The sequence below is a fragment of the Nocardia sp. CDC160 genome, from assembly GCF_035818795.1.
In the GTDB taxonomy this organism is placed as follows: domain Bacteria; phylum Actinomycetota; class Actinomycetes; order Mycobacteriales; family Mycobacteriaceae; genus Nocardia.
Genome location: NZ_JAYKYT010000010.1, coordinates 76654 through 89883, shown reverse-complemented (window position 1 = coordinate 89883; position 13230 = coordinate 76654). Strand labels below are relative to the sequence as shown.

The window sequence follows — 13230 nt, the reverse complement described above, 5'->3', positions numbered from 1 at the left end:
ACAACCTCCTTCACTCGAATCGGGTCAGCCCGCAAGCTCGACACCAGCATCCGGTGCCCGCAGGTGTCGCGCTCGCCCCGCCACCAGCAAGGGAATCGACCCCGCAGAGAGATCCCCGGCACCGGGTGCTCCCCCATCCCAACGGAGGGACCCCTATGGCTGCCGCCCCGATCACCCCGGCCTGCCCCACACCCGGCACGCCTGGCGCCCTACCGGCATCCCTTCGGCGGGCCCGTACCCACCGCCCATGAACGCCGTCACGGCCCCGGTCTGCCCCACCGGTCACCGGGGGTTGCCGAGCAAGACCGCACTGCATCTGGCGTTGTGCGACAACACCATCGACGACCCTCTCTGCCGCGCGGTCCACGCGCTGACCGCCCGCAACAGCATGTACCGTCCCGGCAGCCGAGACGAAGGCGTCGTGATCAGCGGCTCACTCAGGTAGATCCCCTCCTGGTCGTCAGTCCTCGGATCCTTGCGCGTCCCGCCCCATCTGTTTCACAAGATCAACCAAAGTATCCATCTGATCGCGCTGTGCCGGGGTCATCTCCGCGAGCCGGAATGCGATCTCGACCTGATCCAGCTGCGCCGGGGTCATCTCCGCGAGCCGAGACGCGATCCGCTGCACCCGCGGCGAGGCCGGTACCTCGGCAGGCTCCCCTACCGCACCGCGAGACTGGGCCGCTCGGCGGCGCCTGTGGCGCGCGTCCTCGTCCGGGTTCGAGCCACCGAAGTAGGCCTCCCGCGCCGCGCCGCGCCGCCAGCCGAACACCGCGTCGAGGGCATCGGTGGTCTCCTTGCGCGGGATCCCGCCAAGGCCCTTCTCGAGCTCGCGTACCCGCGTAGAGCCCAGTCCGGGGATGTCGTCCTGGGTCAAGCCTCGCCGTCGACGTGCCGCTCTCACGATCATGCCGAAGCGCACGGGGTCCGCTGTGCCAGTCATACCGGTGAGTATATGTCGATTAAACGGCCACAAAGACATCGGATTCGGACCGACCGTCGTTAGCAATTTCGGCAACGCGCACAACTGCGAGGTTGGCCTCCCGATTGTATGGCAAAAATCCTTTTCAGATGGGGGCGAGACCTGCCGCTCGGAGTGCCGAATTCAGCGGTGAACCCACATGAATCGTCGGTAACATGCTGCAATACTGTCGATTTAGTGTTGATTTCTCGTTGAATATGCGCCTACGCTTCAAGCAGGCTCGACCAAGATCGAGGAAGCGCCAGACGACCACCGCCTGAATCGGGCCCACCGATCCCCACCCGCAGAGGGAGGTCCACCATGCGCCCCGAAACTCACACCGACGCCGATTCAGCCCCCACACAGCCGGGTACCGCCAAGTCCATCGCGGCCCGCTGGAACTGGGTCGTGATCGACACAATGGACGGCCCCGACCAGGCCACCGTCGTCCTCGACGGCGACACCCCCCGTGAGTTCTCCCGCCTCAACCGCTGCTCCATCGCCCGCGTGGGCAGCGTGGCCCGCATGATGGATCCGCTCATCCATGAGGTCTACGACACCGGCCGCACCCGCGACAAATACATCACCCTCACCGACGACCGCGTCCAGCACCTGATCGGCGTCCCGGTTCTCGGCCCTGCCGGCGTCGTGCAGGCCATCGCAATGTGGTGCGGCAACATCTCCGAACCCCTCCCCGCAATCCCCGTTATCGGCGCGGCCGAATGGAACGGCTCGGGCATCGTGTCCGCGAACCCAGCCGCGATGTTCCTGCTACGCACTCCGGCCGGAGATGCCCTGAGCGGCCACACGATTCCGGAGACTATCGCAGCCTTTGAGAGCATCGACCACCACGGGTTCTTGTCGCTGTTCAACCTGCCCACCGTCGACACCCCCGCCGACCGCTGGTCAGGCACCGCGGTCACCATCGACGAGTACGGCGAGCGCCACAACGTCTTCATCGCCGCCCGCGCCACCCGCATCGACGGAGAACGCCGAGTACGGGCGGTCATCGCCGACGCCTCCGGCGGCAACACCACCCCGAATTCCACGAAGACGACAAACTCGCCGTCGTGAGCGCGGTCTTCGCCCTGGCCGCCGGGGTCGAGGACACCGCCGCCACCCGCGCCCGCGTCCGCCTGGCCCCCACCGAGGACTGGATGCTGCTGGACGCGAAATGGACTCGCATCCTCGATGGCGAACGCCCCCAAGCCCTGCTCGACATCACCCCGATGGGCGAGGTCCCCGTCCCCGTCGTACGCGACTGCAAAGCGTGCCAGGAAATGGCCAACAACATGAACAAGGCCAAGCCGCGGTACTGATCTCGCCACGCACTGACCTCAGTCCGGCAGAGCGCGCTCGTCACGTTCACCGCTGCGCTGGCGAACGGTATCCAATACCGCAGCCGCGTGGTCGACGAACAGCAAGTGGCCGGCCCCCTCGACCAGGCGCATCTGCGCGCCCGGGATCATCGCGGCCAAGCGACGGCCATCGCCTACGGGGACGTTGGCATCGCGCGTACCGTGCCAGATCACGGTCGGCACAACGATATCGGCGGGATCGAACCCCCACGGGCGCGCGAACAACCGCTGCATATCCGCTGCGGTTCCCCGGCTGCCCGGCACGAACGCCGTGCGGATGTTGGCCGTGATATCGGCACGCAGCTGGTCGTCACGGGCGATCCGGTCCTGATCGGCCTGCGACATCTGCGCGATCATCGCCGCCACACCCCGATCCTTCTTCACGATCGACGACAACCGCCGTGCGACCGGGCGCGCCAGAAACGGGAACAGCCGCAATATCATCAACCCTCCCGCCCGCTTGCCCTCCCCCGAATCCGCCGCCGCAGCATCGGTAACCGGTGCCAGCGAGCTGACCAGCACGCAACTACTCACACGGTCGGGCAAGGCGTGCGCGCACGCCATCGCGTACGGACCGCCGCCCGAAGCGCCCAGCACCGCGAACTCGTCGAACCCGAAATGATCGGCCACCGCGGCCACCGTCTCAGTCCACTCGATCACCTGACGCTGCGGAGCCAGCTCCGACATCCCCATCCCCGGCCGATCCACCGCGACCAGCCGCAGGCCCGCGGCCGCCGCCGGAGCATCGGCGAACGCCACGGCCTCGACGTGGCAACCGGGCGAACCATGAAAGGCGAGGACCGGGTACCCGGTGTGGTCCCCGCAATCCATCCCACCCACCACCGCACCCTGCAATCTCATCGACCACAGCTTCGAAGAAGGCATGCACGCGACCCTACGAGCCAGCGAATGACCAGCACACCGAAATGGCGAACTGCTAGCACGCCAACCAGCACTCTGCCCGAGATGTCAGGCTGCCAGTGCCTTTGAAGACCTCGGGAATACTCGACCACCTGGCGGACGACCCCACCCGCGCCCGGGTGCGATTCGCTGCCAACGAGAACCGGATGCTGCTGGGAGCCCAATGGACCTGCATCCTCGACGGCGCCCCCAGGCCCTGCTCGACATCCCCACTGTCGGAAATCCCCGTCCCCGTCTTCCACGACTGCAAGGCATACGAGGAAATGGCCATCCAGATCCCAAACAAGGCCGCACACGCTGAACCACAGGGTGGTGCAGGAAATTCGCGCGATCCGACGTGAGAGCGCCCGCCAGTGCAGACAGTTTCGAGAGTCGGAGGCCGATACCGGCACGACGGTCAACGCGACTACCTGTGTCGTCACTCCCGGCGCAACCGGTGTTCGTCGCTGCCCTGGTGAGCCGACGAATCCGCAGCAGATAGAAGCGCCGACGGCACCGCGATCGCGACCCGGGATCCTCCGGAATGTCCTTGTTGTCGGGTGCGATTCAGCAGGTTGCGCCATCGGAACCGGCACGCCGAGATGGATCGCTTGAACCTCATGGGAGGTAATGGTGCGCGCTTTGACAACCAACCGCGCCCGCTCGGCGGGGACATTTCCAGCAAACCACGCAACGACGAGGCAGCCACGGTAGCGACAACTTGAGGTTGTCTTATCGATCCGGACAACCTAGAGTTGTCGCATGTCGACGAATCCAGTGCAGTTGACCTCGCTGATCGCCTACGTCCGAGAATCCGAGCCAGATTCCGGACCGTTGGATCGGGTGGAGGCCGCGTGCCGCACGGCCGCTGATCTGGAGATGGTGGGCGACCATCTGTTAGGGCACTTCGTCGATGAGGCACGTGAGGCAGGCCTGTCGTGGACCCAGATCGGCGAGCGTATCGGTATCACCAAGCAGGCAGCTCGCAAGCGCTTCGCGCCACGGGATGTTCCCGAGGAACCGGCCACGCTGAAGCAAAGGGTCTTCGGGCGCTACACCGACGACGCCCGCCGGGCGATCGCCGCAGCGCAGGATATCGCCCGGAGCCATCACCATCACTACATCGGCACCGAACACATCCTGCTCGGGATCTGTCGCCAGAAACACAGCCTGGGCGTGCTCGCTCTCCAGGCCAGCGGTGTCGCGGTGAACGACCTCGAGGCGACGGTGGTTATGCGACTGGCCAATCCCAGCAGCGAAGTGCCAGAACGGCTTCCATTCACACTCAGCGGGAAGAAGACCCTCGAACTCACAGCCCGCAAAGCCCTCGAGCTCGGACACGACTGGGTTGGCACCGAGCACCTGCTGCTGGGTCTGCTCACCACACAAGCGGGCATGGCTGCCGAGGTTCTCGCCGAATACGAGGTCCGCCCAGCCGACACCCAGACCGAGATCCTGCACCTACTCGCACAGCAGCGCTCAGCGGAGCGCGGGGCCGGGCCAGCACAGGCCGACTCATGACATCGAGCACCCCGAGAAGAGGCTGATCAACGTGGATCTCACTGCCCTGCTCCAAGACTTCTGCACCGACGAGCTGACACGCAGCCCTGTCACTGCCAGCAGACTCGGAGCCGATCCCACGCACGACTCGACCCTGCCCGATCTGTCCGAGACTGGTCGCCGGGCATCTGCCGCCGCGGATCGACGCTGGGTGTCCAGGCTCGACGAGGTCGACAGTAGCCGGGCCAACTTCGCCCAACAGCTGGACTGCGAGGTCGCACTCGCCGGCCTACGAGGGCGGCTGCTGTTGCGTGACTGGCACATTGAGCAGCGCAGCGCCGAACTCTATACCAGCCCCACGTTAGTAGGTGTCCAAGCACTGTTCCAGCATCGACTACGCCCTCCTACGGAGCTGGCCCGCGATGCAGCGGCTCGGCTTCGGCAAGCGCCGGAACTGCTGCACCAGGCCCGCATCGCTCTCGACCCGAGTCTTGCCAGCCAGCGGCTGCTCCGACGCGCCGCGAACCACGCACGCGCCGGAGCAGCATTCTGCCGCAACATGGCTGGGCTGGTCGGGCTCGACGACACCACCGACCATGTCCACCTCCACACCGCCGGCGACATCGCCGCCGACGCCTACGAACAGTTTGCGATCTACCTGACGAAGCTGGCCGACAACGCCACCGGCGACCCGGTCATCGGCGAAACCCGGTACACCGCCCTGCTGGCCACCAAGGAAGGCAGTCGCCTCGCCGCCGACGACGTCTACGAATTAGGCACACAACAGATGCGGCAAATCCGGCAACAGCTGGCCCAGCTCTACCGCGACCATCCAGACCTTCGTACCTCGACCCAAATTGCGGCCCACCCCGCTACCACCACAGAGCTGCTGGATCGCTACCGCACCGAAGTCGTCCGAGCACGACAGTTCTGCATCGAACACAGCCTGCTCACACTGCCCGACAACGAACACTGCGATGTCGCGCCCACCCCAGAATTCCAGCTCGCGCTGCTGCCCGTCGCCTCCTACCAGCCCCCAGCCCTGCTATCCACTCATGCAATCCAGCAGGGATGTTTCCTCGTCCCCGCTCCACCACCAAACACCCCACCGGAGAACATTCCGAAATTGCTGGCCACGCAACGCGTTGCCGGTTTCGCCAACACCACCATCCACGAAACCTATCCAGGTCACCACGCCCACCACACCCGCATGGCCACGACCGTTCGCGAACACCCCGTACGCGCCCTGTTCCCCAGCGCCTTCTTCAACGAAGGCTGGGGGTTCTACGTCGAACAACTCGCCCACCAGCATGGCTACTTCACCGAGCCGGAATCGCGTCAAGCCCACTTGGGCTCTGCCCTCGTTCGGGCCGCCCGCGCTACTGTCGACTCTGCCCTCCACAGCGGCGACATGACCTGCGAGCAGGCCGAGTCGTACCTCATCGAGAACGTCCGGCTACCACATCAGCTCGCCACCGCCGAAATCGACCGATACCTCGCCTACCCGACACAGGCAGCCTCCTACCTCGTAGGCGCCACTGAAATCGCCAGCCTCGTCGCCGAAACCGACGCCACGCCCCAACGCCACGTCCACGACCAGCTCACCAGCAGCGGCGCGCTACCCCTGCGCCTTGCAGCCCGCGCGACGAGGGAATGACGAGGGAATAGGGAATGCGAATCTCGCAATCGCGGTGCTGGGAACGGGCCTGTTGCATTAAAGGTGGATCCGACCTCGGTGGTTAGTTTCCGGTCGGGGCGATCGGCCTTCGAAGGTTACGGCGAAGGCGCTGAGCGCCGGTTTCCGCCTCGTCATCCAACGTGCCTGGCCACGACGAGATCCATACGTTAATGGATTGGGACCGCCGAGATGAGGTCAGGGCTCCGCAGAGTGACATCGCATTCCGGAGCGACAGTTACCATGTCTGGCATGCCCTCGTCGGGTCGTGATTCGCGTCCCGTTAGTTTGTCTGGGAAAGGGCAGAATCATGGCAGTCGAGATTCCGCACGATGTGGCGTTGTTTCTCAACTACGCCGGTGTGCCCTATCCCGACATCAACGAGGATCAGGTCCGCGCGCTGGGAGCTCATGTGCGGAACTTCGCGGACGGCGTGGCCAGCACGCACGATACCGCGAATCGTGTGATCAAGGATATGGGGAAGGTCTACTCCGGATACTCATACCGGGCGTTGGTTGCAGCCTGGGGGCGAATGTCGAAGTCGCATATGGCCAACTTGGACGCGGCGTGCCACGTGGTGGCCACTGCTCTGGATACGGCTGCTGTCGTGATCAAGATGACTAAGATCGCGGTGCTGGACGAACTCGCAGGGCTAGCAGCCAGTTACGCCGCCGCAATGACCGCTGCAATAGCTACCGATGGCCTGTTCGTTGCGATCGAGCAGGCGATCACCGCCGCCGCCCGCAAGATCTGCCAGGTCATGGAGCAGGTGCTGATCGGCTACATCCTGTCCGAAGTGATCGGAAAGGCGATCGAGCCGCTTGAGCATGCCATCGACCGCATGGTCCGGGGGATAGTGGACGATGTCGCGGATGAACTGTTGGGTCCGCCGCTCGGATCGACCGAGCAGCCGCTGTACATCGAACCAGACGAGGTCATTAACTACAGCGATGCCTTGGACCGGCTGGCCGGTGAAATCGGGCGTCAGGCATCGGCTTTCGCGGACAAGGTCGCGGGACTGGACTTTACCTCCCCAACCTTCGACGACGGTGGTGACGGCATGCATGTCGTGGATCCCTATAGAGGAGAGGGATCGCGGGTCGCGACGGAAGAACATACCCCCCCATCTGTGACCACCACATCAACGACGGACTCGACTGGCGTGCAGGGCGCTGCCCATCTCCCTTCTGGATATCCGCTCTCTTCTGGAAATCTGCCCAATCACTCCCGCACGCCGGTGCTCGAAGGGCCCGCTGAGGCTACCGGGCATCGGGCGCACCTTTCCGCAGCCCGATTGCCGAGACCGGATGCACTACCGAACATGGGAACCGGTGGTGTGCAACCGAATCCGGAGACCAGCGACCCTACCTCACGCACTGGTGGCGGTCATGTGACAGCGAGCCCCGATGGCTGGCCGCCGAATCCCGCGGCGGGCACGGCTGGGACGAGTCCAGATGGACCGACGGCAAGGACCGACTCTGGCTTCACTGCCCAGCACGACCACGGCGATACACGCACACACAACCCGGTGTCCGATCCTCAGTCACCATGGCGTGCTGCCGCTTCAGAGGACCCATACTCGGCGATGGGGCCGGATCGGGCGCGCGATTTCCTGGAATCCCTTGCGCAGGCGGGTGTTACCGACGATCCGTTGGCGCCGAGCCGGTCGGACCCCGCCACGCGCGCCGGCGGGGGCTCCGACCAACGCATCACCCCCTGGCGAAAGTCTGCTCGCAGCAAGGCAGTTCGTAGACACTCCACTCCAAAAGCGGCCCCCGCCTCTGGCACGCCATGGGCGGCCCGTACTGCTCCGCCGAGTTCCGAGCCCACGGTGTTCGCCCAACCGGAAGCACGATCAGCACCCTGGCTGGCCGACAGGCCAACTGAGACCACGAATACTCCCGATACACCGCAGACTGAACAGTCCAAGCATTCCTCTGCACACGTCGCGGAAAAGTAAACGGCCAGTGCGACCCAACCTCCGCGGCTCATCGCTTCGCAGTGACGGACGCGGTCCCGCACAGGCTACGACACCAACGCCTCTCGAAATCACAGAATTAGTAATCAAGTCACGCGAACAGCGAATAAGCCTGGTCCAGGAATGAAAGGTAATCACTACAGGTCTTCCAGAGATCGGCTGGTGCGATTAGCGATGTTTCGGAGTTCGACAAGGCTCGCCGCTTCGTACTCAGGCGCGTCCTCTTCAATGCCACCCATCAGGTGATGCATGAGGAATGTCCTGCAATACTGCAGGGCAACGCGAGACGATTCGCCCCGCGAGTATGCATCGTTGAGTCTCATTCTCCAGAGTCCCTCGGCCCTTCTACCTGAACAGCCTGCAGTAGCATTAGGCAGATATCCGGCGGCGTCACCTGAGATGGAGGACCATATATAGCCGATCGGTGCACCATCTTTCATGACAATCAGGTACCGGACGGCCGCATCGGTCTCGGCGTGATATGTCCGCGGAGGTGGCGCACCGGCCAGTGGACTCCATCCGTCGGCGCGGTCCAGAGGCGTACCGTCATCGAACATCCCGTCCTGGATATTCGGCCCAACTCCAAGCGGAGGGCCGGTCGGGTTGAGCTGACGCCACAGCGCTAGCAGGCTGGGCGCTTCTCGTTCACGGGTATCAGGTATCCCGCCTCCGACGGCGTCTTCCGGAACACCAATCCACCGCCTGACGGCTTGCAGTGGGGTCAGCCCTTGGCGATAGCAGCTATCGAGCCGTTCTTCCCAGAAGAGCAGGGAATCTAGGGGCGGCCCGGGGACCGGGAAGCGCCGCGCAAACCCCGCCGAGGTGTAGGACTTGGAGCCCCACAAATACCCTATCAACTCGCCTCGCAATACCACCGGTAGATAGACCAAGGGTTTTCTGGTCCACCTTTCGTATCCTTCGAATATTGGGTACTCATCAGAATTGGACATCGATCCCATCTCTCTCGCGTGGCCAGCCCCCGTGGTTGATTGGGTCGACCGCACTGCTCGCTCGTCCCGGCCACTATCTGTGAATAACCTCTGCGTTGAGGGTTAACCCACCCAAGTCGTTGGGCCTTGCCCCTGTGATCACGTATCGAGTCTTTGGCGCCAAGAGGAGCTCGCGCTGTTCTGGATAAACGCTTCGCGAGCCTATCCACAGACCGTGGCTGCCCCGTGGTATGTCAATCGCCAACACATGCTTAGCCTCCCTCTGCTCCTTGTCGATCTTGGACAAATCCTTGTCGGCGTGCTTCGATTCATCAGCGTCAACCTGGGCACGATCTGGCCCCAGACTTGTCGACATGAAACCCAGTTCGGTTTGAGCTGCTCCATGTAACGACTCCAGCAGTTCTTCATTGATTGGCCGTGAACCTATTCTTATACCATTTATGTCGACAATAAAGTCGATGTCTCGCAGCTCTCGAATTGCATGAACAGGATCAGGAATAGGGACATCTACCGCATTGCGTATCACCTCCGCAAGCCTAGTCACAGCCCCGACACTGGGGGGCTCGCCGAGAAAATTCTCAGCACGCCTGCAAATAAATGAGTCGAGCCAGATCTGATCTATTTTCCCTTGCGGGCTGGGACTTCTCAATATAGAGAATACATGCATTCTCTGTAGGTCGCTGATATCATCTCTGGAGCCCAACAATCTCAGTAGAGCAGTCGTCGGAACCGGCTTCTCCCCGGTGATCGGGATCAAGTCTTCGTAAACGCGTTGCGCGTTGATCCACTGCCTCACCCTTGCTGTTGGATCCGTATCCCGCAAGAGACGGAAAGGATACGACCACTCGGTGAACTTCCGAACAGCATCAAGCTGATCCGTCGGCAAGGCGTCACGGATCGGGCCGAGAAATTCCTCGCCGTATTGCTCGGCTGCTGCGCTTGTTTCGAAGTGTAGATATCCACCCCAGAGCCGAACCCCCGGCGGAAAGCTGGTGCGGTTCGGTCCATCCCGCGGCAGTTCTTCGGGATGATCGAATGTCTCCGGGCCCAGGGGGCGCTCATCCACTCGGAGCTGTTCATGGCATCGCTTCAGCGCGGCGTGTTCGGTCCGCGTGGCGGCGGAGTCGACATCCGCACTGGAGGAGCGCACACGATCGCGCAGATCGGACGCATCGTTCAAAAAGCGACTCTGGCCGCCATTTCCATGAGTGTCGTGGATGGTCGCCGGTTGATCCGTCTCACACACATGGCTTTCGAGCAGTTGCTGGCCGCGTTCGTCGATACTGTCGATTTCCCGACTCCTCGCACGAACTTCCTCGGCGAGTTCGCCCAGCGTGTCGTGCATATGGGAACCGGTCCGATGGCTCAGCAGCTCAACCATGCCGTCCGCCATCCGTTGCAGCTGTTGTCGCAACTCTTGCCCGGGCGCACCCGTCATCGTCGGCGTTCTTTACCCTGCAGGTGCAGCTCTCATCCTCCGATTACCGGCTCGATCGCTGCCGCGTAACGGCGCGCCTCTTCGGAGGAACGTCCACTGAACTAACCGGTTCCTTCGAGACGGCGTCGAAGACGAAGCTCAACGATCTCCGCAGGAATGTTGCACAGAGCCCGGGACGCAACCTAGCGGTAATGCGGCGCCGTTGGGAAGAAGAAAGCTGGCGTGGTGACCATCGCCGAGCCTGTTGCCTCCATGATTGTCGCTCGAGTGGCAACTGGGCTCGGCCAGTGCAGGCGTCGCCACAGCTGTTGCTGATGCGGTCAACGCGACGGCGATAAACGATCCGACGAAGAACTTGGCCAGGTAGCCGAACATGGGGGTTCCTCCAGTGTCGCCTCGAAACCAGCTCGAGAGCACTCAATGATGTACCGTCATTTAACGGCACATCAGTTGGCGACGCAATTGGCCGACTGTTCCCGTGCTGGGAAGCATGCGACCTCATCGACACAACAGCCGAATGAGTCCCGAGCCAGTACCGCGTCCGGAACCGTTGATGTGGGAATCGGGCTGGCGGATTGAGCGTAGTGACCGGGCCGTGGTGCGCCGGTGGATGTGGTGTCGTGGCTGGTAGGCCAGGTATGGTCGTTCGGCCGGTGCCCCTGGACGATGGCCGGACTGCAGCAGATCACCTGCCCCAGCAAGCAACCGGTGCGGGTGCGGCGCGCGATCGTGGTCCTGGCCTCGTAACCGTTTCACCGCCTCGCAATGCTCTATCGGTTCGAGCCGGCAACCGCCCCGAGGCGATCCCCCGATCTCATTCCAAGGCTGCGGGTACCAGCGGGCGGTGACGGTGGAACTCGTGTCCGAGCACAGCATCAGTAGGTAGCGCGTCCACCGCTGATGTCGAAGACCGCGCCAGTGGAGAAGCTCATCCGATCCGAGGCAAGCCATGCGACGAGTTCGGCGAGTTCGTCCGGGCGGCCGACTCGCTGCATGGGTATCAGGCCGGTGATCCGTGCGAGGACCTCCGGGGAGGTGTTGTCGTTCATCGGTGTTGCGAACACTGCAGGGGCGATCGCGTTGATCAACACGCCTGAGGTGGCCAATTCCTTACCCGCGGCTTTGGTCAGGGCGATGACAGCGGCCTTGGATGCCGAGTAGATCGACAGGTTGGGGTTTCCATCCTTGCCGGCCATGCTGGCGATGTTGATTACTCGTCCCCACCCGCGCGCCACCATGCCTGGCACGAACGCCTGCATAGCCGCAACCACGCCGAGGAGATTCACCTCGAATACCGTGCGCCACTGCTCGAGCCGGGTGTCGAGCATCGGCAGGCTTGATCCGACGACGCCCGCCGAGTTGACCAGAATGTCAACGGCTCCAAGGTGGTCCGCGACCGTGCGTAGCGCAGCTACGTCGGTGATGTCGACGCAGATGTCGGCGCCTGCGGCGATATCGATGGTGACGGTTTTGATCCCGTCGCTGCGAAGTTTGGCTGCGGTCGCGGCACCGAGCCCGCCCGCACCACCGGTGATCACAGCGGTCCGCACAGACGCCGAATCCCCGGTTGTTCCTCCCGCTTCCGCGTGCTGCGTGTGAGTTGTCATCGCGGTGCCACTACTTTCTGCCGCTGTCGCCCGAGGCCGTCGATGCCGAGGTCCATGACGTCTCCCGGCTGCAACCAGATCGGCGGGTCGAAGCTCATTCCAACCCCAGGTGGTGTGCCGGTGTTGATCAGGTCTCCGGGTTCCAGAACCAGAAACTGCGAGATGTAACGCACGATGGTGTACGGGTGGAAGATCATCGCAGCGGTCGTGCCGTCCTGCCGTCGAACCCCGTTGACATCGAGCCACATGTGCAGCGACGAAATGCGTTCGATCTCATCGGTTGTCACCAGCCACGGACCTGCCGGATTGAACGTCTCCGACGATTTCCCTTTTAGCCATTGACCGTTGCGTTCCAGCTGAAAAGCACGTTCGCTGATGTCGTTGACCAGCACCCAGCCCGCGATCGCAGCCCTGGCGGCCTCGTCGGATTCCAGGTAACTACTACGCGTGCCGATGACAACGCCCAGTTCCACTTCCCAGTCCGTCTTCGTCGCACCGCGCGGGATACGGACGTCGTCGTAAGGTCCGACCATGGTATTGGGCGACTTGGTGAACAGGATCGGTTCCCTGGGCACGGGCTGGCCGGTCTCCGCGGCATGGTCACGGAAATTCAGTCCTACGCAGAGAATCTGGTGCGGCCGGGCGATCGGCGCCCCGATGCGTTGTGAACCCAACCGATGGGTTTGCCCAAGGGCGTGACGCTCGGCGACGATCGACCGTATACGCGCGATCCCGCCCGACCCGAAGAACGACTCGTCGAAGTCTGTGACAACGTCGGAGAGGTCGACGTACCAGTCTTCCGCTACAAGAGCGGCGGGTTTTTCGGCGCCGAGCGCTCCGATCCGCAACAGCTTCACGGCTTG

The 13230-nt window shown here is 63.3% G+C and carries 13 protein-coding genes; 7 read left to right on the top strand and 6 right to left on the bottom strand.

Annotation, left to right across the window (positions count from 1 at the left end; all coding sequences use genetic code 11):
- Positions 1 to 247: 247 nt before the first annotated feature.
- Complete coding sequence (locus tag VMT40_RS37220; RefSeq protein WP_326364365.1) at positions 248 to 445, top strand: hypothetical protein; 198 nt, start codon at positions 248 to 250, stop codon at positions 443 to 445.
- A gap of 15 nt (positions 446 to 460) precedes the next feature.
- Here the strand turns inward: VMT40_RS37220 and VMT40_RS37215 are convergent, their stop codons facing one another.
- The gene (locus tag VMT40_RS37215; RefSeq protein WP_326364364.1) at positions 461 to 943 is read right to left on the bottom strand and encodes a hypothetical protein; all 483 of its coding nucleotides are present in this window, start codon (positions 941 to 943) and stop codon (positions 461 to 463) included.
- 339 nt (positions 944 to 1282) lie between these two features.
- Between VMT40_RS37215 and VMT40_RS37210 the strand changes: the two genes are divergently transcribed.
- Together VMT40_RS37210 and VMT40_RS37205 are read left to right on the top strand one after the other, a co-directional pair.
- Positions 1283 to 2035 carry a GAF domain-containing protein gene (locus VMT40_RS37210; protein WP_326364363.1) on the top strand — a complete coding sequence of 251 codons (753 nt, stop codon included), beginning with the start codon at positions 1283 to 1285 and terminating at the stop codon, positions 2033 to 2035.
- Positions 2032 to 2280, top strand: a complete 249-nt coding sequence (locus VMT40_RS37205; RefSeq protein WP_326364362.1) for a hypothetical protein — start codon at positions 2032 to 2034, stop codon at positions 2278 to 2280. Before VMT40_RS37210 ends, VMT40_RS37205 begins: the two co-directional genes overlap by 4 nt.
- An 18-nt stretch (positions 2281 to 2298) precedes the next feature.
- Here VMT40_RS37205 and VMT40_RS37200 read toward each other — a convergent pair whose 3' ends face one another.
- Positions 2299 to 3204: an alpha/beta fold hydrolase gene (locus tag VMT40_RS37200; protein WP_326364361.1), complete on the bottom strand. Its 906-nt coding sequence runs from the start codon at positions 3202 to 3204 to the stop codon at positions 2299 to 2301.
- A gap of 777 nt (positions 3205 to 3981) precedes the next feature.
- Here VMT40_RS37200 and VMT40_RS37195 point away from each other — a divergent pair.
- The 3 genes from VMT40_RS37195 to VMT40_RS37185 all read left to right on the top strand — a co-directional run bounded on the left by VMT40_RS37195 (position 3982) and on the right by VMT40_RS37185 (position 8354).
- Entirely contained in the window at positions 3982 to 4740 is a 759-nt protein-coding gene (locus VMT40_RS37195) for a Clp protease N-terminal domain-containing protein (RefSeq protein WP_326364360.1), read from the top strand.
- Positions 4741 to 4771: 31 nt separating this feature from the next.
- Entirely contained in the window at positions 4772 to 6376 is a 1605-nt protein-coding gene (locus tag VMT40_RS37190; protein ID WP_326364359.1) for a DUF885 domain-containing protein, read from the top strand.
- Between the two features lie 328 nt (positions 6377 to 6704).
- Positions 6705 to 8354 (top strand): WXG100-like domain-containing protein, encoded by a 1650-nt coding sequence (locus tag VMT40_RS37185; RefSeq protein WP_326364358.1) that lies wholly within the window; start codon positions 6705 to 6707, stop codon positions 8352 to 8354.
- A gap of 1041 nt (positions 8355 to 9395) precedes the next feature.
- On the opposite strand, the gene VMT40_RS37180 is transcribed toward VMT40_RS37185, so the two are convergent.
- The gene (locus tag VMT40_RS37180; protein ID WP_326364357.1) at positions 9396 to 10703 is read right to left on the bottom strand and encodes an ADP-ribosyltransferase; all 1308 of its coding nucleotides are present in this window, start codon (positions 10701 to 10703) and stop codon (positions 9396 to 9398) included.
- A gap of 195 nt (positions 10704 to 10898) precedes the next feature.
- Positions 10899 to 11135 carry a hypothetical protein gene (locus VMT40_RS37175; RefSeq protein WP_326364356.1) on the bottom strand — a complete coding sequence of 79 codons (237 nt, stop codon included), beginning with the start codon at positions 11133 to 11135 and terminating at the stop codon, positions 10899 to 10901.
- A gap of 231 nt (positions 11136 to 11366) precedes the next feature.
- On the opposite strand from VMT40_RS37175, the gene VMT40_RS37170 reads away from it, so the two are divergent.
- On the top strand, positions 11367 to 11507 hold the full coding sequence (locus VMT40_RS37170) for a hypothetical protein (protein WP_326364355.1): 141 nt from the start codon (positions 11367 to 11369) through the stop codon (positions 11505 to 11507).
- 128 nt (positions 11508 to 11635) lie between these two features.
- Here the strand turns inward: VMT40_RS37170 and VMT40_RS37165 are convergent, their stop codons facing one another.
- Positions 11636 to 12310 (bottom strand): SDR family NAD(P)-dependent oxidoreductase, encoded by a 675-nt coding sequence (locus VMT40_RS37165; RefSeq protein ID WP_326364354.1) that lies wholly within the window; start codon positions 12308 to 12310, stop codon positions 11636 to 11638.
- Positions 12311 to 12363: 53 nt separating this feature from the next.
- Positions 12364 to 13224, bottom strand: a complete 861-nt coding sequence (locus VMT40_RS37160) for a fumarylacetoacetate hydrolase family protein (RefSeq protein ID WP_326364353.1) — start codon at positions 13222 to 13224, stop codon at positions 12364 to 12366.
- Between the last annotated feature and the right edge of the window lie 6 nt (positions 13225 to 13230).